The 24,837-nt window shown below is 38.7% G+C and carries 16 protein-coding genes; 6 read left to right on the forward strand and 10 right to left on the reverse strand.

Annotation, left to right across the window (positions count from 1 at the left end):
• The first annotated feature begins 240 nt into the window (after positions 1-240).
• The 3 genes from IL356_RS00365 (at position 241) to IL356_RS00375 (ending at position 2,013) form a co-directional block, all read left to right on the forward strand.
• Positions 241-1,161: an NAD(P)-dependent alcohol dehydrogenase gene (locus IL356_RS00365; RefSeq protein ID WP_121850601.1), complete on the forward strand. Its 921-nt coding sequence runs from the start codon at positions 241-243 to the stop codon at positions 1,159-1,161.
• 160 nt (positions 1,162-1,321) lie between these two features.
• The gene (locus IL356_RS00370) at positions 1,322-1,801 is read left to right on the forward strand and encodes a DUF2975 domain-containing protein (protein WP_121847757.1); all 480 of its coding nucleotides are present in this window, start codon (positions 1,322-1,324) and stop codon (positions 1,799-1,801) included.
• A gap of 2 nt (positions 1,802-1,803) precedes the next feature.
• The gene (locus tag IL356_RS00375) at positions 1,804-2,013 is read left to right on the forward strand and encodes a helix-turn-helix domain-containing protein (RefSeq protein WP_121847756.1); all 210 of its coding nucleotides are present in this window, start codon (positions 1,804-1,806) and stop codon (positions 2,011-2,013) included.
• A 165-nt stretch (positions 2,014-2,178) separates the two neighbouring features.
• On the opposite strand, the gene IL356_RS00380 is transcribed toward IL356_RS00375, so the two are convergent.
• The 9 genes from IL356_RS00380 to IL356_RS00420 form a co-directional block, all read right to left on the reverse strand.
• Positions 2,179-3,588, reverse strand: coding sequence for a sulfatase family protein (locus IL356_RS00380; protein WP_121850600.1), 1,410 nt, complete (start codon positions 3,586-3,588; stop codon positions 2,179-2,181).
• 60 nt (positions 3,589-3,648) lie between these two features.
• Positions 3,649-7,014, reverse strand: coding sequence for a VCBS repeat-containing protein (locus IL356_RS00385; protein WP_121847755.1), 3,366 nt, complete (start codon positions 7,012-7,014; stop codon positions 3,649-3,651).
• Positions 7,011-8,447, reverse strand: a complete 1,437-nt coding sequence (locus IL356_RS00390) for a carbon starvation CstA family protein (RefSeq protein WP_121847754.1) — start codon at positions 8,445-8,447, stop codon at positions 7,011-7,013. The genes IL356_RS00385 and IL356_RS00390 overlap by 4 nt, the downstream gene beginning before the upstream one ends.
• A gap of 42 nt (positions 8,448-8,489) precedes the next feature.
• Positions 8,490-9,611, reverse strand: coding sequence for a hypothetical protein (locus tag IL356_RS00395; protein WP_162987810.1), 1,122 nt, complete (start codon positions 9,609-9,611; stop codon positions 8,490-8,492).
• The gene (locus IL356_RS00400) at positions 9,608-11,401 is read right to left on the reverse strand and encodes an FAD-dependent oxidoreductase (protein ID WP_121850599.1); all 1,794 of its coding nucleotides are present in this window, start codon (positions 11,399-11,401) and stop codon (positions 9,608-9,610) included. The genes IL356_RS00395 and IL356_RS00400 overlap by 4 nt, the downstream gene beginning before the upstream one ends.
• 19 nt (positions 11,402-11,420) lie before the next feature.
• The gene (locus IL356_RS00405) at positions 11,421-14,015 is read right to left on the reverse strand and encodes a hypothetical protein (protein ID WP_121847752.1); all 2,595 of its coding nucleotides are present in this window, start codon (positions 14,013-14,015) and stop codon (positions 11,421-11,423) included.
• 101 nt (positions 14,016-14,116) lie between these two features.
• On the reverse strand, positions 14,117-15,895 hold the full coding sequence (locus IL356_RS00410) for a RagB/SusD family nutrient uptake outer membrane protein (RefSeq protein ID WP_121847751.1): 1,779 nt from the start codon (positions 15,893-15,895) through the stop codon (positions 14,117-14,119).
• A 10-nt stretch (positions 15,896-15,905) separates the two neighbouring features.
• Positions 15,906-19,343 (reverse strand): TonB-dependent receptor, encoded by a 3,438-nt coding sequence (locus tag IL356_RS00415; protein ID WP_121847750.1) that lies wholly within the window; start codon positions 19,341-19,343, stop codon positions 15,906-15,908.
• Between the two features lie 142 nt (positions 19,344-19,485).
• Positions 19,486-20,655, reverse strand: coding sequence for a FecR family protein (locus IL356_RS00420; RefSeq protein ID WP_121847749.1), 1,170 nt, complete (start codon positions 20,653-20,655; stop codon positions 19,486-19,488).
• Between the two features lie 116 nt (positions 20,656-20,771).
• Between IL356_RS00420 and IL356_RS00425 the strand changes: the two genes are divergently transcribed.
• Positions 20,772-21,362 (forward strand): RNA polymerase sigma factor, encoded by a 591-nt coding sequence (locus tag IL356_RS00425; protein ID WP_121847748.1) that lies wholly within the window; start codon positions 20,772-20,774, stop codon positions 21,360-21,362.
• A 142-nt stretch (positions 21,363-21,504) separates the two neighbouring features.
• Here the strand turns inward: IL356_RS00425 and IL356_RS00430 are convergent, their stop codons facing one another.
• A complete protein-coding gene (locus IL356_RS00430) occupies positions 21,505-22,899 on the reverse strand; it encodes a sulfatase family protein (protein WP_121850598.1) in 1,395 nt (464 codons plus the stop codon).
• A gap of 296 nt (positions 22,900-23,195) precedes the next feature.
• On the opposite strand from IL356_RS00430, the gene IL356_RS00435 reads away from it, so the two are divergent.
• Positions 23,196-23,777, forward strand: a complete 582-nt coding sequence (locus tag IL356_RS00435; protein ID WP_162987809.1) for an RNA polymerase sigma-70 factor — start codon at positions 23,196-23,198, stop codon at positions 23,775-23,777.
• Between the two features lie 71 nt (positions 23,778-23,848).
• Positions 23,849-24,793, forward strand: a complete 945-nt coding sequence (locus IL356_RS00440) for a FecR family protein (protein ID WP_121847746.1) — start codon at positions 23,849-23,851, stop codon at positions 24,791-24,793.
• Positions 24,794-24,837: the final 44 nt, after the last annotated feature.

Below are 24,837 nucleotides of genomic sequence, written 5' to 3' on the forward strand. Positions count from 1 at the left end.
GATGGCTTTTCTTTTTTCTAATACTGCGGTTTATAGGAAAAAGTGAATTACCATAATGATTTTAAGTCTATCACTTCCTAATTGCAATTTTTGTACTTTACTAGCCATAACTTAGAAACTTGGCCTGCGCTTTGACGAGAAAATGTCAAAGCCAAATTTACCTCCCCCTTTTCATTTTGCCAAGATTCTTTGTAGCCCCTTTAACATATGGCCTTTAAAGGCTTAGTCGAATATTTGATTATGAAAGCAGTTGTATACAAACAATATGGCCCGCCCCATGTTTTGATATTGATGGATATCGAAAAACCAACAGTCAAAAAAAATGAAATTCTGGTAAAGATTTATTCTACCACCGTTACTTCAGGCGATACCAGATTACGCGCCAGTAACTTTCCCCCTATAGCATGGTTATTCGTTCGCTTGATCTACGGGCTGTTCAAACCTAAAAAAGAAATTTTAGGGCATGAATTTTCCGGAGTTGTAGAAGCGGTAGGTAAAGATGTTACTTTATATAAAATCGGAGACGAAGTTCTTGGCACCCCAACCACTCTTTCGACCGGTTCGTATACCGAATATATAAGTGTACCGGTAGTAAGAAAAAAGGGGGTGCTTGGCAAAAAACCGAAAAATTTAGATTTTAACGAAGCAGCCGCTCTACCTGTAGGGGGTATGACGGCCCTATTCCTTCTTGACAAAGCTGGCCTTAGTAAAGGACAAAATGTTTTGGTTTATGGTGCATCAGGTAGCGTGGGTAGCTTTGCCGTGCAAATTGCCGAAAGCCAAGGCGCCAAAGTTGTGGCCGTTTGCAGTGGCTCTAATTTCGAAATGGTACAATCTCTCGGAGCCGACAGTGCTATTGACTATCACCAAAATGATTTCACACTGATCAACGAGAGGTTTGACATCGTTTTTGATGCGGTCGGCAAGATAACCAAATCGCAGGCAAAGAAAGTATTGAAGCTGAATGGTAGCTTCGTTTCAATCAACGCCATCACGAACCCCAAACAAGAACATTTGAACCGCCTACTTGAACTTACCAAAGAAGAAAAAATCAAACCCTATATAGACCGGTGCTTTTCAATTTCTGAAATAGTAGCTGCCCATGAGTATGTTGATCAAGGAAGAAAAAAAGGGAACGTAGTGGTTGAGGTAGCACACTAAAGGCTCCTTATGCCCTTACTATTTAAAAGGATTATAGTAAAAACCATTTTTCAAATTTCTTACTAAGAATCATTTTCAATTTTATTGAAATACAAATTATTTTTATTGAATATCAATAAAAAATTGTAATCTTGTCTTAGATTTTATTCTAAGTGTAGTTATGAAAAAAACTTCTATCAGGTTTCTTCAGTCGGGCGTTGTTCTTCTGGCCATCGTCACCCTTATCATATTGATTCGATTTCCGATGCTCGAAGGCAGAGCCGAGAATTTAGACTTATTACATATTTATATGGACCCCTTAATTTTATATGGATATCTAGCATCCATAGCATTTTTTGTGGCTTTGTATAAGGCTATCAAACTTCTAGGATATATTGGTCAAAATCGACTGTTTTCCCTCACCTCATTGAGAACCTTAAAAAGTATTAAGCATTGTGCGATTATTGTCAGTATCGCTATTGCTCTTGCGGCCATTTATGTACGGATATTTCATCATAAAGATGATGACCCTGCTGGGTTTCTGGCTATGTGTATAGTATCCTCATTTGCATCCATATCAGTGGCTGTTGCGATAAATGTTTTAGAAAGAATCTTGCAGAACGCTATTGACATGAAATCAGAAAACGAAATGACCATATAATTATGCCAATTATCGTAAACTTAGATGTCGTTATGGCGCAACAGAAGATTTCTCTCAACGAACTTTCAGATAGAGTGGGTCTTACCTTATCAAACCTATCAATTCTAAAGACGGGCAAAGCCAAAGCCGTACGTTTCAGTACGTTGGAAGCAATCTGTCAAGCCTTAGATTGCCAGCCGGGCGATATCTTAGAATACTCTGATGAAGAATAGGGATTAGGTCTAATTGGCACACAAATGTGAGAAAGCAAAGCTTAAAGCTCTCGAAGACATCGCCATTAAACAAATATTTTAAAAACTTTACAACCCTTTTTAAATGTGCGACACCATACTTTTCCTATGGACCAATTAGGTGCATAAAGACTATTTTTCCTTCATCTAAAAGGGTCCGCTAGCATCAATTAAATCAGCCTTATGTTTTAATCCGGGCATAACCCCGCGAGTTTGAAAACCTTCTTCAATTCGGCTTCCATCGTCTCGAGTGTACCAGTCTCCTGTAAGATTATCGGGTATAGAATCACCTGTTTCTATCATCCACTTTTCTAAAATCGTTCTAAGAGTTATATGAATGTCTTGATAAGTGTTATTTCCTAACAAATTGTCATACTGATTTGTATCAGTCGATAATTTAAAGAGCTCTTCCATTGACCGTGGTTTCAGAAAAACATCATTTTGCGCCTCCGTAAGGCTTCCATCTATTTTTTCTTGTTTTAAGGCTTGAAATGATGGGCTCTTCAAGGCGTCTGCCGGCCCCTGATTAGCGTACTTGGGTCTTGAATTAAGAATATATAAGTATTCTGATGTTCTAATAACCCTTTCATGTGCTTCATGGTCATGCCAATTATGTTCACCAAAAGCATAGTTTCTAAAACTTGCCGCAGGATTTGTCAATAATTTTTTGAAGCTTCTGCCTTGAAAACTTTTTGGGGTTTCTGCACCACAAACTTCCAGAATTGTTGGAGCCAAATCCATTATACTAATTAAAGCTTTACTAACACCCTTTTTAATCTTATTCGGCCAGTGAGCAATAAAAGGTGTCTTTAGACCTGAATCATACATTCTGGTTTTATCTCTTGGAAACGGTCTCCCGTTATCCGCCATAATAAGAATAAGGGTATTATCATATTGCCCTTCTTTTTTTAACAAAGTCACCACTTGACCTATATGGTGGTCAAACCGTTTGATCTCATCATAGTATCGGGCTATATCAATTTTTGTAGGTCCATCATTCACCAAGGTTTTTGGCACCTCAACAGTCTCCGGTAAATGAGTTCCAGAAAAATTATTAGCACCCCACGGCCTGTGAGCATCCATGGATGCGAACCAAAAGAAAAATGGTCGGCTTTTATCTCGGTCTTTAAGTGCAGGTAACCACATGTCCTCTCCCCCATCTCCATTTGCCTTTCCATTATCATGAATTACATCGAAACCGTTTCGCAAAAGATCTCCCATGTGCCATTTACCTGCCTGGCCTGTGTGGTAGCCTTTATTTTTCAATTGTGAGGCAATCGAACTAAAATTTCTTTTTGGTTCCGTATGTAGTTCTGCAGCACCTGTATTATGAGGATATCGACCAGTCATGATACTAATTCTACTAGGACTACAGGAACTAGTTGTTAAAATGGCATTATCAAATCTAAGACCTCCCTCGGCCAACCCATCAATATTTGGTGTTTGAACATCTTTGTTACCATAGCATCCGAAGTCGTTCCAGCTAATATCGTCTGCTATGAATACGATGATATTGGGTGGTATGGTATCAAATGTTGGATTTATGCCGATTGACATTAATTCAAAAGGGAAAATTCCAAAAAAAAGAAAATATAAAATGGCTTTTTTCAGCATTACCTATTCATTGATTTCGAGCAAAAGCAGCCTATCATCATTTCTTGCCACTAAAATTGCTTCATCCCCTTTGTGTCCTAAAGATATAAATGATGCCCCCCTCACATCACCCCTAACAACTAGACCTGATGATTTAGAAGGAACTACTTCAAAATCAAATGCTCCAATATTACGAAGGTAATGCCCAAAACTTGCGTCGTTTCTAGGAGTTTCTACCTCTGACGCATATAAATTACCTAAAAGAACTAAATCCGTTCGATTACTATCATCATTATAATGAGGGAGAATTCTGTTAATCGAGGAAATTTGAATTTCGTTTGGCAGATGACGAAATTCAAAACGCTTATTATCTACATTTTCAAATATTCCACTGGCAAAGTTAGTTGCTTTCCTATGAATACTATTTGTTAGCCCATCACCATAAACTTCTTGTAAACTTGCCTTTGCGAAAGCGTCATAGGTCTCAAATTTCTTTTTAACAAAAGGCATTTGATTTGATGTACACTCTCTACCTCTTAAAGGATATTGTTTGTCACTTTGCTGGAAGCCCAATACAATATCGCTGGTACTATTCTTATCAAAATCATTTACATACAAATGAAACGGAGCGTCATGAGAAGCCTTATACTTGTAATTAAGCCCCAAATTACCTGCAAGAATATCTATATCTCCATCATCGTCGATATCACTGGGCACAATAGTATTCCACCAGCCAATTTGATTTTTTAACCCCCATAATTCTGATTTATTTGAAAATCGACCATCTTCATATTTAAATATGGATATGCCGCCCCACTCTTCTGAAATAAGCAGTTCCTTTATAGTATCCCCATCAATATCTATCCAAATGGCATCTGTGACCATCCCAAATTTCAACATTTCGGGAATCAATTCAGAAGTAACATCCTCAAATCTGATTTCTTCGGATTCTGACTTGTTTTCCAACAGATAGCTTTTTGCCGGCAACCCGTATTTTTTTGGAAGTAACCTGGAACCAACAAACAAATCAAGATCACCATCTTGATCGTAATCGTGAGCATCAACTGACATTCCGCTGGCCGTAAGAGTAGGCAAGGCCGAAGATACATTATGAAAATCACCTTTTCCTCCATTCAGGTACAGGCGATCCTGATAATAATCACTATCGGCTTCTTCTTCATTACCTCCGCTTACCACATAAAGGTCCTTATCTCCGTCACCATCGGCATCAAAAAACAAAGCGCTCGTATCTTCGTGATTTTTATCTTTTTCAAAGTCTGAAATTTTAAGAGGGTGAAAACTGGAATTTTCGTTTTGCAGATACAAAACCCCTTTTTGTCCTTTTGCTCCCCCAATATAAAAATCCTCCAAACCATCTCCGTTTACATCTGCTACGCTCAGGGCAGGCCCAAATTGAGACATTTTGTGAGGTAAAAGGGTCTCAAGCTCAAAATCGTTATAGTCATTTTCTGCATGGGTGAAATCAACACCACGACCTAAAGTGTTTTCCTTAAATATTGGGTTTAAATCATTCTGAGAGGGATATTCTTTGTTTGGATCATATACTATTTCTAACTTTTGGTTAGAGACTATTTCATTCAATACTTGGTATTTACCATTTGGCCATAATACAACAATAGAATCGATCATGGCATTATCTTTCAACCCAAAGTGCATAGGCCCGGCCATTGAAGATTGAAAACCTCTTGTGAAAAAATTTTCAGCCATACTTACATGACCTTTCGTATAAATGTTTACTCGTGCTCCCAGAGCATCCAAATTTTTCGGATATCCCTTAAGTGAAATGTCAATGTAGTTATTACTATCAGCGATATTTTCGTATAGGTGGGCAAAATCGTCAGTATTGTTAACCACTACATCAAGGTCTCCGTCATTATCAAAATCTGCGTAGGCGGCACCACTTGCAAAAGTTTCGGGCTGTTCCATATTCAATTTTTGAAAATTAAGATTCCCTAAGTTACGATAGAGGTAATTTTGCTTTGCCCTTTCAGGTAACCTATCCAATAAATCATCGATATGTTCGACCAGGTCAATTTTCTTCTTTCGTTTTCCCTCTTGGTATTTTTCCTCGAAATAATTCACAAAATCATTATTTCTAAAATCTCTTTTTATACCATTCGTAATGAACAAATCTCTATTTCCATCATTGTCCATATCAAAAAGTAGTGGTGCCCAACTCCAATCAGTGCTAGATACTCCCGCAATTTGCGCTACATCAGAAAAAATAGGAATACTTTCTTCAAGTAAAGCCCCATTGTTCAGCTGAAGGGCATTGTACATATATTGACTATGCAAACCTAAATCTTCTACCTTATAAAAATTGGCCACGTTCATACCGCTCATACTGGTCTTCTGCGTATAATTATCTTCGGCCATCATATCTAAAGTCATTATATCAAGCAGGCCATCGTTGTTGATGTCTGCCATGTCGCTACCCATTGAAAAAGTAGATATGTGGTTAAACGCTTTCAACGAAACTTCTGAAAAAGTTCCATTTTTATTGTTTAGATATAAATGGTCTTTTTCGTAGTAATCATTACTCGTGTAAACATCAGGCCATTCATCATTATTGACATCTCCAATGGCAACGGCGAGACCGAACCCTAGATTATTACTTACAATACCGGTGTTTGCTGTTACATCTATAAAAAAACCATTATCGTTTCGAAAAAGTTTTTCGCCAATTCTATCTGAACTCTCTTTTTGTATTTCCTCAATATTTTCAAGGTCATACGTCTCGATATTATGATTGACCAGAAACATATCTAAATCACCATCTTTATCATAATCGAAAAAACTGGCCTGTGTGGAGTAATGCGGTAAATCTAATCCGTAGGAAGCTGCATCTTCCTTAAACATCGGTAAGCCGTTGCTGTTTACACCTTGATTTATTAATAGTTCATTTTTCAATAGCTCATCGTCTTCAAACCTCCCCGATTTTAGAATATAAATATCTTTTAAACCATCATTATTGATATCAATTACGGATACACCTGTAGGAAAACCTCCTCTTCCTTGGGTATTTGATTGAACACTTACGTTTTTAAATTTCAACTTTCCTTGATTCAAATAAAGCTTGTTGGTTCTTAGGTTACTAATGAAGTAAACATCTTCTAGACCGTCATTATTAAAATCGGCTACCGCAACACCTCCCCCGTTATAGTAATATTCATAATAAAATCCGTTCATAGTAGTGGTCTCTTGAATTTTATTCATAAAATTCAATCCGGTATCCTCATAAGTCAATATTCGATAGATGGGCTTATTAATGTCTATACTTTTGAGTAGCTCTTCTGATGAGCTATTATCACCGCAAGAGTTCATCAGTAGGGCCATACCTACAACAAAAACAACATAAAATTTACTCATAGTTTTAAAGTCATTTTCTTTCTTTGAATGATGTGATGCCAAAATGCGACAGAAACCATTGCGGTCGCAATTGTTCCACCACAATAGCCCCAATTAATCGGTAACCCGAGCCCCTCGGGTGCAACAAGAATATAGGTCGTCGTGACCATCGTCATAAATAATGCAGGTAAAAAGGAAATCAAAAAAAGTTTGTTCTCATAAACCAAATAAGTGGTTACCGTCCAAAGAACGACCGTTGCCAAAGCTTGATTACTCCAAGCGAAATACCTCCAAATAATTCCGAAATCTATTTGGGTCAAGAGAAAGGCAATGACAAATAACGGACCACTAATTAAAAGTCTGTTTTTCACCTTACCCTGATTGAATTTAAAAACATCACTTAGTATCAGACGAGCAGACCTGAACGCAGTATCTCCTGATGTTATTGGAGCGGCAACTATGCCCAACAACGCCAAAATACCTCCTATGCCGCCTAACATATTCAAAGAAATTTCATTCGCCGCCCAGGCTGCATTATTGTTATTTGCGCGCATAGAACTATTTAGCCCATCAACATCTCCAAAAAAAGCCATTGCTGCAGCAGCCCATATCAATGCTACCACACCTTCTGTTATCATGGTACCAAAGAATACTTTCTTGCCGAGGCGTTCATTCTTTATGCAGCGAGCCATTAAGGGGGATTGTGTAGCATGAAAACCTGAAATAGCACCACAAGCTATAGTCACAAACAAGATAGGAAACAAAGGCGTCGTTTCAGGATCTGAACTCATATTATACAAATTGGACACCACCAGTTCAGGAACCTCATAATCACCTAAAAAAAGTGCTATTAACAGGCCAACGGCCATGAATAGCATTGCTATTCCGAATATTGGATAGAACTTACTTATTAATTTATCTATAGGTAAAACTGTTGAGAGAATATAGTACACTAAAATAAAGCCAACCCATAGCCATACACCTATCGAATCTGGCACCATACCATTTAATATTTTTGCCGGACCAACGAGAAAAACAGTTCCCACAAAAATCAAAAGAATCACGGTAAAAATGCGCATCAAGTATTTGGCACCCGATCCAAGATAAATACCCACAATTTCACTTATGCTCAACCCATCGTGCCTTACTGAAAGCATGCCTGACATATAATCGTGTACAGCACCCGCAAAAATGCTTCCCAAAACGATCCAAAGAAAAGCAGATGGCCCGAACATTGCACCAGATATGGCTCCAAATATGGGACCCAGACCTGCAATATTTAAAAATTGAATCAAAAATACCTTCCAAGTAGGCAAGGGTAGGTAATCTACATTATCGCGCAGCCTGTGAGCAGGAGTTTTATTATCCTTGAGGCCAAATACCCTTTCTACAAACCTGCCGTATAAAAAATAGCCGGCAATTAAGGCTAAAATGGAAATAATAAGAGAAACCATGATTAATTATAATAGAAAAGCTCTACGGCTTTAGAACTTTTCTCATTCAACATAATCTTCTAAAAAATTATCAACCAAATAGTTATAAGTCTCATTGGGGTCATCGGCAAATGATTTTAGAGATTCAATTAGAACTTTATCGATACCCTTAGTATTTGACAAATGATTTAAATATTGCTTCAATTGGTTTTTGGTCATTACCCCAAGATTTTTGGACAACTCATAGATAATAGTCAAAGGAGCCATTGCTATTTTTTCAAGCAACAAACTCCTCGAGTTGATGTCTAAATCAGAGAAACAATTCCAAAAAGGTGTTTGTAAGGTTTCATTTTCCCAAAATGAGCTTGGTACATTTTTAACTATGTAACTTCTTACCAGAGGTATTCCGTCTTTAAATATGGCGGCAATCTGCTTATAGTTCTTTTCATATTGAGCCTTTGAGAATCTTTTAAGTACAAATATCTGATAGTCTGGATTATCTACTGATAACATAGAAACCAACTGATCCTCGCTCAAACCCTTAACCGTAAGTTCTCGTATTTGGTTCTTAACGACGCCATGCACTATGTGCCATGCCGTATAGCAAGAATATAATGCTCCTGAAACGACGGATTCCTTAACTTCTTTTATCGTTGCACCTGCGACAGCATCAACATTCTCATTTTCTGAAACTTGCGGCTTTTTGACAAGTTCATCAACTTTTCTACGTTTTAGAATCGAGTTATCATCCAACAAAAGTTGATGTAGCTTAAGGTAATCGGCATACACAAACTCATCATGGTCGTGTTTTGTAAGTGGACTCTGTTGATAACTATCAAAACCTGCATATCCTCCAAGTAAGGTCCAATAAAACCGAATGTCCATTAAGCGACAATCACCATCTGCACAAACCGGTGTAGAGATATCTGAAACATAAATAATTATTGTACCTGAACTATCTTGTAGTGCCTTGACAGGTTTTAAACCTAAAGAGTCGACCTTAATACTCAAATTGGTTTCCTTTTCAACAAGTTGAGTTCCCGGTTGCCAGGGTAAAATAAAAAATTGTGGCTTTTCAAGTTGTTGGCCACCAGCCCACTTATTATTTGAAAACGAATTGACCCTATCAAACTGCGACCATGACATGTGCACGGCAAAAAAGAATATGACCGCAATTAGTTTCATTGTTTTGAAGCTGGAATTTTCAGATACTTTTGATCTTCTATCAATTTCAAGTACTCATTGAGATACCCAACATAAACATCTCGCGGGTTTACATCGTATTTTTTACAAAGCGATGCGGCTAGGCCTACAGCTGCACCCATTTGACCTGTGGTACGCATAACCCTCGGGCCGCCGAGCCCCACATGTGAGGTACTAAAATTTCTACCCGCCATAAATAGATTAGTAATATTCTTTGAATAAAGGCTTCTGTAGGGGATGTAATATTTTGGTGTTTTAAAGAACAAAGCCTCAGAAATGAAATCAGGATTCTTCTCATTTTCCAAAACAGTTTGATAATGTACGTCTACTTCCCTTGTTTCTTCCACCACCGCATCAGGAAATTTTGTGCCAGCTTTGGCATCGTTAAAGGTGAAAATATGGTCGCCTACCAACCTTCTTGACTCTCTTTTACCCACCAGATATGACACCCATTCTAATTTTCTATTGGCATTTTTAGGGTCTTTTTTGGCATTAGCGAAAGAACCATATATTGCCATTAACATGTGGTCTCTGATTTCTTCTGCATCATCAATCTGATTCAAATCGTTTCTACTGAACTCCCATTGCCATTCACCGTTTATTTCTTGATATTTTTTGGCTACAGTCATTGCCCAAGGCACCTCAGGAAATTGCTGTTCTTGTTCGGTCTCTTTTGACCCCCATAATACCGAAGAGCCCATTACAGCGTTGTCAGCCTCTTCCGGGCTCCATAGTTCGCCCCACTCTTCCCAATCTTCTCCATACTTATCAACGCTCTCCCTCCCGTATGAAAATTCTGCTCCCGCCCAATAGCCTATCCATCCGTCGCCCGTCGAATCAACGAAATATGGGGCCGAAAATCTTTTTCTCTCTCCTGTCTTTGTTTGACGTGCATCAACATATTTTATAGTTTCTTCCTCAGTCACTGCATCGTAGGCCCTCCAATTAAGATAAAGATGAATATTCTTATAACTTTTGACATTATCATCCCTTTTTTTCTGGTCAATCTTAGCATCGGCTGAGCCATTTGGGTAATGTTCGGTATCCAACTTTTTAAGAATACGCTCGAAATGCCCGTAAATTCCCAGCGTATGAACTCTTATTTCACTACTGGCGTTACCTCCCAACACTGGTCTATCATGAATCAAGGCTACTTTCATTCCCTGTTCTGCAGCTGCAATGGCAGCCGCACAACCTGCAATGCCACCTCCTGTTACAACCAAATCATAATCTTCCGATTTAGCAGGCTTGTTCGGTTCTTGAGCTATTTTGGCCCTCCATTCTGCCAGGTTTTTAGGAGATGAGGGCGGTGAGATTTTTTTACTAGAAAAATATACAGCATCACACCGACCATTGAATCCAGTAAAATCAATCAATTCAAGCTTTGCCGTTTTAGTATCTAAATTTATTGAACCTACATATTCCCAACCCCATCCGGAACGTTTACCGAGTTCATTTTCAAAGGCGTGACCATTGATTGTAAGCCCGAATCTGCCCGGAGCTTCCCAATCTCCAGGAGCCCAATTCATGGTACGAACCCATACGTGGTATTCTCCCTTTTTAGGAAACTCAACAGAGGTTACTGCATTGGCAACAGGTTCACCCATGCCGTGAGCCATTAAATAAGGTGAACCCATTTGTTCAACAAATTGAGGGTCAACTACCCACCCGCCAGGCTGATCAAAACTCTCGGCCTCGACAAGAAGTTCTTGTGCTGCACTGATTTGCACACAACTAGTAATAATGAGTACCAATCGAAAAAGCATATTCATATTATTTATTTTAAATTCATTATTCATAGATAAACCAAGAAGTTATCTTACAATCTTCATCTGATTTTAGTTGAGCCCAGTGAGCACTAAAACCGTCAGGAAATTCATATGTTATTTTTTTGTTCGGTTGAAGTTCAAAAGTTTTGTAGGGAATCGCTTCATCGAGATAGTGGTTGACATGAACATAGAGTGTAACTTTCGTTTTCTTATCAGCTTGTAATTCGAGGGTCTTCTTATCGTACCCGGTCATTAGGTATAAATCGCTCATTTCACCCGCAATAACCTTTGAATCTTTCCAAGGGCCACCTTCACCTACCGGCTTTCCATACTTCCACAAATCATCGATTCCGCCGAGCCATATACTTGCCGAATTATCTTCATTCGTATAAACATGTTCTGATTTAAGAGCTCCTTTTTTTACTCCGCTTAGTACCAAAAGGCCATTCCAAGTATTAAAATCAGTAATTTGTTTGTTATGCGTTGAGACGGGTCGCATCATTTTATACCTAGGTTCTTGACCCACTTTAAATAGGGGCAGTTCATAGAAAGTACCCCCTACGTTTGCAAGCTCTCTTTCTGATTCTACCTCTCTTCTGAAGCGAGCCGTTCCGGCGGGTAAAATAGACTTATAATCAGACTTACCCTTTGGTAGTCTTAATTTATATTCCTTTGCATTAATTATTATTGAGGCTGCGTCTTCAGACCAAACGGGTAAACTTGAATTGGAGTTCTCTTCAGATTCTTCTTTCTTGTTATCAAAGCTCACTTGCTTCCCTATAGTTTCCAAAACCAAGGCCTCTCGAGCGGTGGTATCCTGAATACCTGGTTGAAACTTAAAATCGAACTTGCTAAACTCCCATTCATTACCGGGCTCAAACTTGCCTTCAACAATAGCACCATTAAAAATACTTAGGTTAAAATTTGTCTTATTGCTGTATAATTTCGCATGGTTTACTTCACTATCATCATCAATATCTACCAAATCTCTAAAAAGGGACCTACCTTCAACCCCATCATTCAAATCATCATCAGTTAAGTGAATAGAAGCTGTCAATTGGGCATCGATATCAGACTTTAAACGGATCCATTCACCATCCAGTCCCTCATCGAAAATATCAGCAACATAACCGTCAGCAGGAATCGTTAAAACCTTCAATTCTTCCCAAGCGTTATTACCTTTTATGTCAATCTCAATGATAAGTTCTACCGAAGTATTGCCGTAATTTCTAAAATGAATCATTCGGTTATCAAAACCAGAAATTAGAAACGGATCAGAGGGTTTGTTTTTCTGTACATCTTCTTTAAGCCAAATAGCGCCATAAGCGGATGAAGGGCCCCATTCAGATAGTTGCGAATAACTACCGAACCATAGGTTCGACTGCGGCTGACCAGCTAAGGGGTTACCCTGAATACTGGTTTCATCGGTTGCCAAAATTAATTGGCCGTTCCAATTTATAAAATCGGGTATATATCTTAGATGAGAGCCTATTGGCCTTATACCACTCGTGTTCGAAGCTGAGAAAGTTTTAGGAAAATCGAAAAACATTCCGTGCATATCCATCATCATTTTATCATTACCGATCGACCTTATTCTTGGCCATTCGGTAAACCAACCATGAGGTGGGTCATTGTTGTAGGTTGCCTTTGGCAAAAGATAGGTATACCATTTTCCCGCATCCAGTACTTTCAATCGCACAGACTTCGCATCCCAACCTATCGCCCAAAGCGGCGAATCATCATTCGGTATGGCATAAATACCATTTTTGGTGGTAATATCGGTATACTGTTTTCTTTCTACTACTTTAAAATTCTTACCGTCGAATTCGGCCAATATCCCCAGTTTATCATGACCGAAAATATTTTCTTTATCAACTTTCCAACTCTCTTCCCATTGAAAATCATTGTTATCCCAGTCTTGCGTGTCATGAGTCACCCTACCTTCGCTAGCGTGCTCGCCATTATTTGATATAACCAAACGGCCTTGACTTGTATAACCGCCTTTTCCGTGCCATCCTGGAAGCGGATCCTGATACAACTTATTAACACTTAAGTCATTTACATTAAGTTCGTAAAGCATACCCTCCATATCATACATATAGACCCAATTTTCAGGATCTTTCAAATGTCTTGCATAGGCATTAAGCCTTCCTTCCATTTTGCTGTAGGGAACTACCCTTATTTGTCCGGTACTATCAATAACATATGGACCTATCAATAGTTGGTTGGATTCTTGATGTACCATTCTAGCAGTTGGTGTACCACCTATACTGCCCTCGAAAACCTCCATATTAAGATTTTCATCAATAATATAGAGTTTGTGCTCACTTCCTTTGGGCTGATGTGCAGCATAGTTGATCATATAAAGTTTATCATTCCATTCGGCCAAAGCTCCAATACCACATTCATTACCATAGCCATAAACGCCATTTTCACGACCATGGGCATAAGTTGTTAGATGGGGATAAACACCACTTATCTGGCGTGTACCACTGATAGACTTTATTTCTCCATTCTTGGTTAAAACCTTCGTTTGCCCCTCTGAAGAACTTATTTGTTTTTTACAGGATGCTATCGTTACTAGGAAAGCAAAACCTAATACTATCTTTTTAAACATTGTTTGATTGTTTGTTTTGATAATCGTTGATAATGTCATAAAAAGGGCTCCCTGAAACTCAATTCAGGGAAGCTCCTTCTCAGTCAAACTAACATAACTAACTAGTATCCTTCGTTTTGGGTCAAATTGGAGTTTAACAACCTCTCTTCTGCAGGTATTGGCCATAAATATTGGCGCTCCGGAAAACTGGTAGTATTCAATGCCCTGCACAAGCCTGCTTCCAATAGCGGTGAAAAATCAGGTAATCCATCTTCATCGATTTCTGGCACTATACCCCAAAACCATAAACCAGGAGTAACCACATCATCAACCAAAGGCCCACTGGGCGGTATGCTCACATCACCATCACTAGCTACATCGAGCATTCCATACAATACTCCGTTCAGGGCTTTTTCGGCGAGACGCCATCGAATCAAATCCATATAACGCATACCTTCAAAAGCAAGTTCTGAACGACGCTCTTGCCTTATCTTTAATCTCAGGACCGATTGATCGGTCGATGTAATCAATGGAGTATCTAAACCTGAATTTGCATAGGCCCTATTTCTAACTTCGTTAATGGCGTCGAGAACACTTTGATCGATTTGATTTAATTCAATCTTGGACTCGGCATACATCAATAGAACATCGGCATATCGTATAACTATTCTATCACTATCTGTTTGAAAGTCTTTCCAATCTTCAGTAATGCCCTTTTTCCAAGCTAGACCGTTGAATGATGCAAATCGTGCAATTGAACGAGTATCATTATTTAAAATCAACTCATTAGATGAAAAGTTCAATACTTGCTTTGAAGCCGGGTGAGGGGTATATTCAATACCCATAAAATTGGTACCATCACTAGGTTCTCTTCCATCCCCATCTTCTAATTGCCCAAAAGGCACTATGGTCATTGCACACCGAGGATCTCTGTTCTTAAACGGATTTTGGGGGTCAAAAAGAGGTGATTCATCTATGGGAAGGCCATCTGTACATTCAAAACTTGCCAACAATTCCCAGGTAGGTTGTCTGGCACCCCAACCACCATGGTTACGCGGCAGATAATCTTGTTCATCGTCAGGGTCAAATGTATTAAGCGCCTCACTTCTAGGTATATGAAATATGGTTTCGATAGAATTTTTGGTGGTTGATTCAAACAACTCGGCAAAATCAGGATGTAATTCATATTCTCCCAAATCCATACAATCTTCGGCAGCCTCGGCTGCTGTTGCATAATCACCCATATACAATGCGATTCTGGCCTTCATGGCATAGGCAGCTCCTTTAGTGGCATATTTAACACCATCCCACCTTACCGGTAAGTTCAAGGCAGCGTCATCGTAGTACCCGTAAATTTTTTGTAGTATCTCATTTTTATCGGTTCTGGGCAACTCAAAAGATTCATCTACGGTAAGTTCTTGCTCATAAAATGGCACATCGCCAAAATGCGCAATTAAATATGAATAATAAGACGCCCTTAGATAATTGACCTCAGCCCTATATTGGCTTACCTCATCATCTGTCAACACACCTGATTGATTTTCTACTTGCTCGAGAACCACCAACATTCTGGTAATCGCCTTGTACAAATTGGCCCATTGCGTCGATGCAGCACCATATTCAGAAGAAACCGTTCCTGCTTTAATGGGGTCTAAGGCGTCCCTTCTTTGAAAGTCATCGGTCCAACCATTGATACCAATGCTATTTGCACTTGAAGGCTTGTCCAAAGGCCAGAAAACTTCTCGATAACCTTCATTAAGGGATTGTCTAAACTGTTCTTTTGTCTGATACCACGTTGCAGAACTGGCAGCATCTTCTTGGGCAAGGTCTAATTCGGTACAAGACAATGCCAACATGGCCATGTAAAGGCCAAAAATTATTTTTTTTATATATGTAGTCATGATCTGTTTCTTAAAAATTAGCTTTGACCCCTAACAGGAAAGATTTATTTATTAAATACCCTGAAAAGCGCAAATTTTGCTCTGGGTCGATACCATCGATAAGGTTATCAAATGTAAAAATGTCATTGCCTGATATGTAAATTCTCAATTTTGAGAATCCGGAATCTCCAAAAATATCAGATGGAAGGGTATAGCCAAAAGTGAGGTTCTTTATTCTTAAGTAAGACCCATCTACCAACCAATAATCCGAGAAACGATAGTTGTTACTTGACGCATTTTCAGACAACCTAGGGTATTTCACGCTTTGGTTTTGCGATGCAGAATTATAAACACTCCAGTAACTATCGGCATACTCAAAAGATGGAGACAACCACGTTTCAAGAAAAGGCCTTATATAATTTTGAGCCAAGTAAAAACTCTGCTTTCCTACACCCTGAAAAGTAAGTCCTAAGTCAAAATTTTTATAATTCAAGTTGAACGTTCCCCCATATTGGTAACGGGGTAGAGAACCATCAAGAACTGTTCGATCCAATTCGTTTATAACGCCATCAGGAACACCTTCGGGACCACTAATATCTTTATACTTTATATCACCTGGACCAACAGCATCGCTGGTGACAGGTGAAGCATCGACTTCATCTTGGGTTTGAAACAACCCATCTGATTGATAGCCATACCAAGACTGGTATTCAACACCAGTTTCGGAGAGCAACCTATCATCATATTCAAAAATTCTTTTTCCCCTAACATCACCAATAATCGATTGCGAATCGAAAAAATTCGTAGTTATAGAATATCTCCAATCTCCTATTTGATCCTTCCATCCCAAGGCGATTTCCCAACCATCAGAATCCATACTACCTACATTTACAGTTGGATCATCGTATCCGCTCAAAGACGGTATACTTAAATCAAGAAGCATATCTGTAGTCTCTTTTTTGAAATAATCTGCAGTTAAAGACAACCTACTATTGAACATGTTAAGATCGATACCAAAATTTAAAGAGGTAGTTGTTTCCCAAGTTACATCCTCGATTGCCAGAAAGCGTTGCGCAGCAGCCCTAACGGCTTCAACATTTGATCCATTGGCGAGTAGAACGTCGCTAAATTGCAAAACCGATTGATAAAGGTAATTGCCCAATCTGTCGTTACCTAAACTTCCATAAGACGTCCTGAATTTCAAAAAAGAAATTGCTGGGTCTAATGATTGCATGAAACCTTCATTGGAAATTACCCACCCCAAAGAAACTGATGGGAAAGTACCCCATCGATAGTCTTTTCCAAATCTTGAAGAACCATCTCTTCGCACCGTACCCTGTAAATAATAAGTATTATCATAATTATACTCAAGCCTACCAAAATAAGAGGAATAGGCATTTTCGGAAAAAGATGTTCCGCTACCGCCAGTTTCATTAAAGACCTTGTCTATAGGAGCTTGGTTCAAAAACGGATAATCGTTGCTTACAAATTCATTACCTTGAACCGAAAGTCTTTCAAATTTATTTGAGAACTCTTCATAACCTATAACACCACTAATGTTGTTATTGCCAAAAGACTTATCGTAATTTACCAAAGCCTGTGTCGTCAAGGTGTTGGTATTGGCCCTTCGTTCGGTCAACCTTCTTTGGGCTTCATTATGATTGGAAATATAACCCGGGGCGGCCAGTTGTTCGGGGTCTGTAGCTGCCCAATAAGGTATTGCCCGATTAAAGGACTTATATTTGTTAAATTCAAAATTTGGCGCCAAGTTGACCGAAATCTTAAGTTCTTCAATTGGCTTATACCAAACACTTGCCATACCATAAATCAGATAAGAATCGCTAGAGGAAAATCCTCCATCAACAAGCCTAGCGTAAGTATTATCGCCAGACTTGCTTTCTGCTATTCTTCCATCTTGCCATATTGGCGCATATATCGGACCTGATTGAATCGCTCTTGAAGTAGGATCTATTACAGGTTGATCATCCTTGGTGATTTTTAAGGCGAAATCTACATTACCACCAAACTTTTCTGAGATTTTTATATCGTTGTTTACCCTAGCCGTATAACGCTTCCAATCTCGATGATTATATAGGGCGTCCTGAAATTCGTATCCTACATTGATATTGGTCTTGAGTTTTTCAGTTCCGCCACTCATGGTAATATTATGTCTATAACCCGATGAAGATTTTCTAAGTATCAAACTCCTCCAATCAAAGTCTGGGTATTGATCAGGATTTTGTGCATTAAGAGCGGGATAATTCTCTATCAAATCTTGAGGCCACAAGGGAAATTCATTCTCACCATTCCCATTATCGTTCCATGATTTTTCATTATCCATTCGCATATAAGGAATTGCACTTACAGTACCTCTAAGTTCGGTTGGTGTGTTAACCATATATTCACCGCTATAGCCTAAACTAAAGACGCCCGACTTGGCTCTTTTTGTAGTTATAATGACAACACCTGCAGCTGCTCGGGAGCCATAAATAGACGCAGCAGCTCCGTCCTTTAAAATTGAAATGCTTTCGATTTGGTCGGGATTCACATCATCTATATTTGAAACAGGAACATTGTCAACTAAAACCAAAGGGGCACTGGCTCCTTGAAGAGTGGTTACACCACGAATCAAAATATTACTTCCGGACCCGGGCGCCGAACCACTTCTAGTAACACTAACACCAGCTACAGCACCCTGTAAGGCATTCGACACATTGGTTACACTTCTCGACTCGACGGCCGCTCCGTCAATAACACTAACAGAACCGGTTAAATCTTTCTTCGTTTGAGTTCCATAACCGATTACTACCACTTCTTCTAAACCTGCTGCACTTTCCTGTAATATTACAGCTAGTGATTTTTGACCATTTACAGGTACATCTTGAGTTTCAAAACCAATGTAAGAAACCGTTAATTCTGCACTAGGGTCATTGAGTATGATCGAAAAATTACCATCAAAATCGGTTTGGGTACCATTAACAGTTCCTTTCTCAACAATATTGGCGCCTGCAAGGGGCAGACCACTTTCATCGGTGACCTTTCCGGTAACAGGTTCTTGCTCATCCGGCAAAACAAACACCTTTCTTTCAGGGTCCGCCGATTTTTCATTTCTCCTTAAGAGAATTTTACGATCATCCAGTTCATAACTTGTTTCTTCTCCCTTGAACAATTTTCTTAAAACCTCGCCTATAGTGGCTTTTTTTGTTTTTATAGTGACCCTTCGGGCTAGATTGACTGCATCAGTATGGTAAAAAAATTTAAACTCGGTCTTGGATTCAATTGCATCAAGAACTTCTCTTAAGGTTGTGTTCTCTTTGTCCAATGAAATTTTAGTTCTCTGGGCATAAGAAGAATTTGCCTGAACTAAAAAACTTATGGTAAGAAAAAACAGAAGCGAAAACTTCATTTTTAGTTCATAATTAATTCGCCAAAGAGGTACGTTACCTCCCGACTTTGGTGGTTTTTTCATAATTTTGAATGTTTATTTGTGATTACGTAAAGTGATCATTCACTAAATCGGGAAATGTTGCAGCATTTTCCGATTTTTAGTTTAGGCACTTAAGTAAAGATGCCTTTATATGGTCGGTCATTTATGTTCTATTCGCATGTTCTCAATTTTGGTTAATTATTATTTTATTCTCAATTATGGTAAAATCAACATCATAGACTTTTTTGAAATAGGTAAAGACCTGTTCTATGGTTTCATACTCGGTCTCAACCGTAGCATTGAAAGTCTCTTTTGAGATTGATGTATTATTATTAATGACCACTACATTATAGTGCCTTTCTAATTTTCTGATGATGTTTTCGAAAGTCTCATCCCTAAAAACAAGATTACCCTGCATCCATGAAGTATATAGTTCTGTATTCACTTTTCGAGATTGGTAGGCGTTATCACTTTTCTCTATCGTAGCCATAAAGCCCGGTTCTAAAAACTCTTCTAGGCCATTATTGGCATTTGTAGAATCTGTACTAGCAACACTAACCGAACCATCTACAAGCACAACTTCGTATTTTTCATCTTCAGGATAGTTAGATACATTAAACCTGGTACCATAAACGCTAACACTAAGTTCTTGAGAATTCACCATAAACTTTCTAGAACTGTCATGAGCTACCTCAAAAAAAGCTTCACCTATCAAATCAACCTTTCGATTCTCACTAGATTGAAAACCGGTGGGATATGTTAGTGAACTACCCGCATTCAAATGAACTTTTGTCCCATCTGATAGCGTAATGGAGAACTTCTTTCCGTTTGGAACGGATAGCGTATTTTTTTCTATAGCAGGGTAACCCTTTTCTTCATAGGTGATTTCATTTCCTTTTTGATGTCCTACTACCGTTCCGTTTTTATCAATGACTTGTGAACTATCTTTTTCGGCTAGAACACGAACTTGACCATTACCTAATTTTAAAGTAATCGCATTTTCTCTTGGTACAACTACTGGTTCTTCTACACTTACGAAAACATCTTTTTTCAGTAAAAAGCCAAGTGCCAGAAAAACGATAGCTATGGCAGCATACTTTAAATATTCATTGAATCGCACCCTATAAACAGGTTTCGAATCAATTTTTATCTGTTTTAAAAGCTCATCTTTTATCTTATCAAGATTTGGGTCGTGCATTGCTATAGTGATTGCAAAATTGGTCTTAACGTACTCCTTAAATACCTTTTGATTGTTTTCATCTTTCAACCAATTGTTCAATAGGTCTAAATCATCGACATCGGCAGATTGAGCGAAATACTTTATGATGCTATTTTCAATATTCGGAGGCAGCATTTATCAACTAGTCTTTTTAATACTACAAGTGACATTTACAATACCCTAACATATTTTTGTTTTTTTTTTCATAATCGCATAATTTTTATTGTTTATTTGTGAAATACCCACAACAAATGAATTTTGAGGACAACAGTACTTTAGTAAAAGCATTAATTGAAGGCAATGAAAAAGCCTATATGTTCTTGCTTAAAAAATATCATAGACAGCTTAACGCTTATGCCATTTCGTTGACACACGAACCTTCCAGTGCCCAGGACATCGTTCAAAATGTATTTTTAAAAACTTGGAAATCAAGAAAAAAGCTGAATGCAGAATTTTCTATTAGAAGTTTTCTTTATAAATGTGTTTACAACGAGTTTCTAAACCATTATCAAAAAAACAAAGCCGTCTTTTTACTCCATCAAAAATACTTGGAATTTACCCATCAAACTATTGAAGAGAGTGATGACAATGTTATTGCCAAAATGATCGATTTGGTTAATAACGAGATAAAAAAACTTCCACCAAAATGCCAAAAAGTTTTCATTTTGAGTAAAAAAGAAGGACTGACAAACAGCGAAATCGCTAGCTATCTAAACATTTCAATAAAAACAGTCGAAGCCCAAATGACCAAGGCATTTGTAATTCTCAAAAATCGCCTTGGGGAACAATATACCAGTATTATGCTCTTAATTTTTGGTAATCAACTTACCGATAAAGCCTAGTTTAGATTTTCTAGCCAAAGAAGTAAAAAAGATTCTCCTAAGTATTTTAAACAAAGGTTGAGGGCAATCTCCTCTTTTAATTTCTAGGCAAAAACCGTTAAAGAAGATTATGAAGCTCGATCTTAGCTCTCAAGATAAACTTTCATTTACCCCTCTCCTCTCGTACCGAAGCAATCCAATCGCTGTGCAATTTTAAAAGCTCATTTACTATTTCAGGCTTAGAGTCTACCAGATTGTTTCTCTCAGAAATATCATCATCAAGATTCACCAAATAAAGCTCGGGTAATTTGACGCTTTTTTCCTTCCCCATCGGTTCGTTAACATTACCAATGAGCTTCCATGGTCCCTTTCTCACGACCCATTGCGCATTCTTATCGTCATAGCTGCCCAACTGCCAATGCACCGTCTCGTGTGCCGTTTCTAGCTTTTCATTTTTAATGATGGGCATCAAACTTTTGCCATCAACCTTCTCTTCTATTTTTGAGCCAGTGAGTTCGGCCACGGTACTAAACCAATCCATTTCCATGGCGAGTTGGTTTCTTACCTCACCCGCCGGAATCATTTGAGGATATCTAATGATAGCCGGGACTCGTATACCACCTTCAAACATACTAAACTTACTTCCCCGATAAGGCCCTGAATTACCACCTCCCCAAAAAGCTCTTTCTTCAAGGGAATGCCCATGATCCGATTGAAAGATTACAATCGTATTTTGGGTCATCTCTTCCTCATCCAAATAATCGAGTACTTCACCAATTTTCTCATCGGTGCTGGACACAAAAGCGGCATATTCCTTTCTCGGTGTTGTAAGATTACTGTAATGATCTAACCATTTTTTGTTTCCTTGGTAGGGATAATGGGGCGCATTAAAAGCCCAATAAATAAAAAATGGCTCTTTATTTTCTTGACCAATGAAACCTTTTATTTCATCAACCATCAAGTCGGAAAAATGCTGGCCGGAATAATATACTTCTTCCGAATTTCGGTAAAGGTCATGTTTGTTCGGGCCATCCCAAAAAAAGAAATGGGAAAAGTTATCGATACAACCCCTCTGATGACCAAAAAAATAATCAAACCCTTGTCCGTTGGGCAGATTCTGAGGTCTATGCCCCAAATGCCACTTACCAATCAATGCCGTGCGGTAACCATTATCTTTTAGTATTTCTGCCATGGTAATCTCTTCAGTCGGCAAACCATATTGACCGGTCGCTTCAGCCTTCTCCGGAATCGGCACATTATTTGGGAGACCTGCACGTAAATTAGTTTTTCCTGTCAGCAATGCCGCCCTCGACGGTGAGCAGACGGGGGCTCCGGCATAAAATTGTGTAAATCGCACACCTTCTTTGGCAAGCCTGTCCATATTCGGGGTGTATAGGTCTTTTGCTCCATAAGAGTTTAGGTCTATCGAACCTTGGTCATCGGTTAAAATGACTATCACATTAGGTTTAGTAGGTTCTGCCTTTTGGGCGCAGGCGTAATAGCTGGCGGATAGAAAGAGTAAACAGAATAAATACGATTTATCAAAAATGGAGGTCATGACTAAATAACTTTGGTAGGGTTGGTATTGGTGACTAAAATAGGCTTCTTTATTCAACACACCTAGAGAATTACAAATCAAAAAAGCTGAAAACACCTTTTAGACATTGATTTGAAGGAACCTGCACTTAATCCTTCATATTCTATTTTAGAATAATTCATTCCTCTCCTCCCCAGACGCAACACACAATTTTAACACTTAAAAATGCGACTCATAAGAAACCTCACAGAAAGTAATCTTCTCGTTAATTAAGAATTTGTAAATTGCCGCCGCAAATTGTTTCGTATCCGAAAAATATGATGCCAGAATATTCGCAGAATGTTAAAATCAAAACTTCCTCTCCTCATAGTGGTGAAGACGATTTTAACACTATGTACAAATTCTATAAACCCAAATTGTTTGTTATCGCGAACAGCTACATCTCTTCAAAAGAAGACGTAGAAGAGATTGTTCACGATGTATTGATCAAACTTTGGGAGAAAAAAGACAAGCTAAACGTAAAGTCTAACTTTACCGCCTATGTCTATAGCATGACGCGCAATGCCTGTCTAGATTACCTAAGAGCGCGCAAAAACAAGCTATCAAAAGAATTAAGTGCAGACCAGCAAGAGTATTGGCTCAACTACTCGGCCCTTGCCGATGATGCAGCATCCAATATTATAGCAGACGAGCTTCAACATCTGGTCGATAATACCATTCAAGACCTACCCGAGAAATGCAAAAGAGTATTTCAAAAAAGTAGAATAGATGGTTTGGCACATAAGCAGATTTCAAAAGAAATGGAGATTTCTACAAAAACGGTAGAAAACCATATCACCAAGGCCTTACGAGAGCTCAAAACTGCCTTAAAGGAGTACCTTCCTCTATTTTTATTCTAAATTTTCTTTTTTCGACTAGGGGGTATCATTGATTATTGCGTCTAGTTAATGAACACTGACCTCTGACCAAAATGAACAAAAGGGATATTAAAGCCTTAATTGAAGGAAAACTTTCGGGCAACCGAAAGCAGGAAGTCATAAAATGGCTCCTGAAAAATCCGCAGCAACAGCAACGTTACAACAAAATGAAAGCTGAACATGTTGCTCGGCTTTTGAGGTCTTCCGAACCCGATTCCCTAAATACCGCAAAACGCAGGAGAAATAATTTATACCAATTACTTGGCTATGCAGCTGTAGTATTAGTGCTTTTCTCACTATCCTTTTTATTCTTGCCATCAGAGAAACCTAGTGAGGTCACCATACCGCAAATAGTACAAACCGCTACGGCCATTGGTGAGAATAGAACGATTGAATTACCCGACGGATCTAAAATAACACTGAACGCGAACACTTCCTTATCATTTCCTCAGACGTTTTCAGATACGATTCGAGAAGTAAGCCTAAGCGGCGAAGCTTTCTTTGATGTTACCCATGATTCCGACAGGCCTTTTATTGTTTCAACCGATAACGGAATGAAAATTCAGGTATTGGGCACTACTTTCAACGTAAAGTCGTACCCTGAAGACCAAAATGTAGAAACCACCTTGGTTTCCGGGAAGGTCAGGGTAGTAGAAGAAAAAGACCATAAGACCGTAGTGCTTAACCCTTCGCAAAGGGCCACCTATGACAAGAACGAAGACAAGTTGATTGTCGACAAAGTAGAAACGGAAAACTTGACCGCTTGGCGATTGGGAAAATTGGTCTACGACGAAACCCCGATTCATCAGGTCATACGTGATTTACAGAGAAGGTTCAGCATATCGATTTCGGTCGAATCACCCGAAATAATGAATTATGAGTACACGGGAACTTTCGACAACCTTTCTATAGAACAGATTATGGACCTCTTTGAGGTTTCATCACCCATACTTTATAAAAAGAACAATAATAAAATCACCTTGTATATGAATAAATAGAAACTAACAAAAAAAGAAGAGGAAAGTGCGGCAACACCCTCCTC

The organism is Euzebyella marina, assembly GCF_014855515.1.
GTDB lineage: Bacteria > Bacteroidota > Bacteroidia > Flavobacteriales > Flavobacteriaceae > Euzebyella > Euzebyella marina.

What these genes read in the sequence shown, in the direction of transcription:
- IL356_RS00365 (WP_121850601.1), top strand. Translation starts at nt 241, where the DNA reads ATGAAAGCAGTTGTATACAAACAATATGGCCCGCCCCATGTTTTGATA.
- IL356_RS00405 (WP_121847752.1), bottom strand. Translation starts at nt 14,015, where the DNA reads ATGTTTAAAAAGATAGTATTAGGTTTTGCTTTCCTAGTAACGATAGCA.
- IL356_RS00410 (WP_121847751.1), bottom strand. Translation starts at nt 15,895, where the DNA reads ATGACTACATATATAAAAAAAATAATTTTTGGCCTTTACATGGCCATG.
- IL356_RS00430 (WP_121850598.1), bottom strand. Translation starts at nt 22,899, where the DNA reads ATGACCTCCATTTTTGATAAATCGTATTTATTCTGTTTACTCTTTCTA.
- IL356_RS00400 (WP_121850599.1), bottom strand. Translation starts at nt 11,401, where the DNA reads ATGAATATGCTTTTTCGATTGGTACTCATTATTACTAGTTGTGTGCAA.
- IL356_RS00435 (WP_162987809.1), top strand. Translation starts at nt 23,196, where the DNA reads ATGATGCCAGAATATTCGCAGAATGTTAAAATCAAAACTTCCTCTCCT.
- IL356_RS00380 (WP_121850600.1), bottom strand. Translation starts at nt 3,588, where the DNA reads ATGTCAATCGGCATAAATCCAACATTTGATACCATACCACCCAATATC.
- IL356_RS00370 (WP_121847757.1), top strand. Translation starts at nt 1,322, where the DNA reads ATGAAAAAAACTTCTATCAGGTTTCTTCAGTCGGGCGTTGTTCTTCTG.
- IL356_RS00420 (WP_121847749.1), bottom strand. Translation starts at nt 20,655, where the DNA reads ATGCTGCCTCCGAATATTGAAAATAGCATCATAAAGTATTTCGCTCAA.
- IL356_RS00415 (WP_121847750.1), bottom strand. Translation starts at nt 19,343, where the DNA reads ATGAAAAAACCACCAAAGTCGGGAGGTAACGTACCTCTTTGGCGAATT.
- IL356_RS00395 (WP_162987810.1), bottom strand. Translation starts at nt 9,611, where the DNA reads ATGAAACTAATTGCGGTCATATTCTTTTTTGCCGTGCACATGTCATGG.
- IL356_RS00375 (WP_121847756.1), top strand. Translation starts at nt 1,804, where the DNA reads ATGCCAATTATCGTAAACTTAGATGTCGTTATGGCGCAACAGAAGATT.
- IL356_RS00390 (WP_121847754.1), bottom strand. Translation starts at nt 8,447, where the DNA reads ATGGTTTCTCTTATTATTTCCATTTTAGCCTTAATTGCCGGCTATTTT.
- IL356_RS00440 (WP_121847746.1), top strand. Translation starts at nt 23,849, where the DNA reads ATGAACAAAAGGGATATTAAAGCCTTAATTGAAGGAAAACTTTCGGGC.
- IL356_RS00385 (WP_121847755.1), bottom strand. Translation starts at nt 7,014, where the DNA reads ATGAGTAAATTTTATGTTGTTTTTGTTGTAGGTATGGCCCTACTGATG.
- IL356_RS00425 (WP_121847748.1), top strand. Translation starts at nt 20,772, where the DNA reads ATGAATTTTGAGGACAACAGTACTTTAGTAAAAGCATTAATTGAAGGC.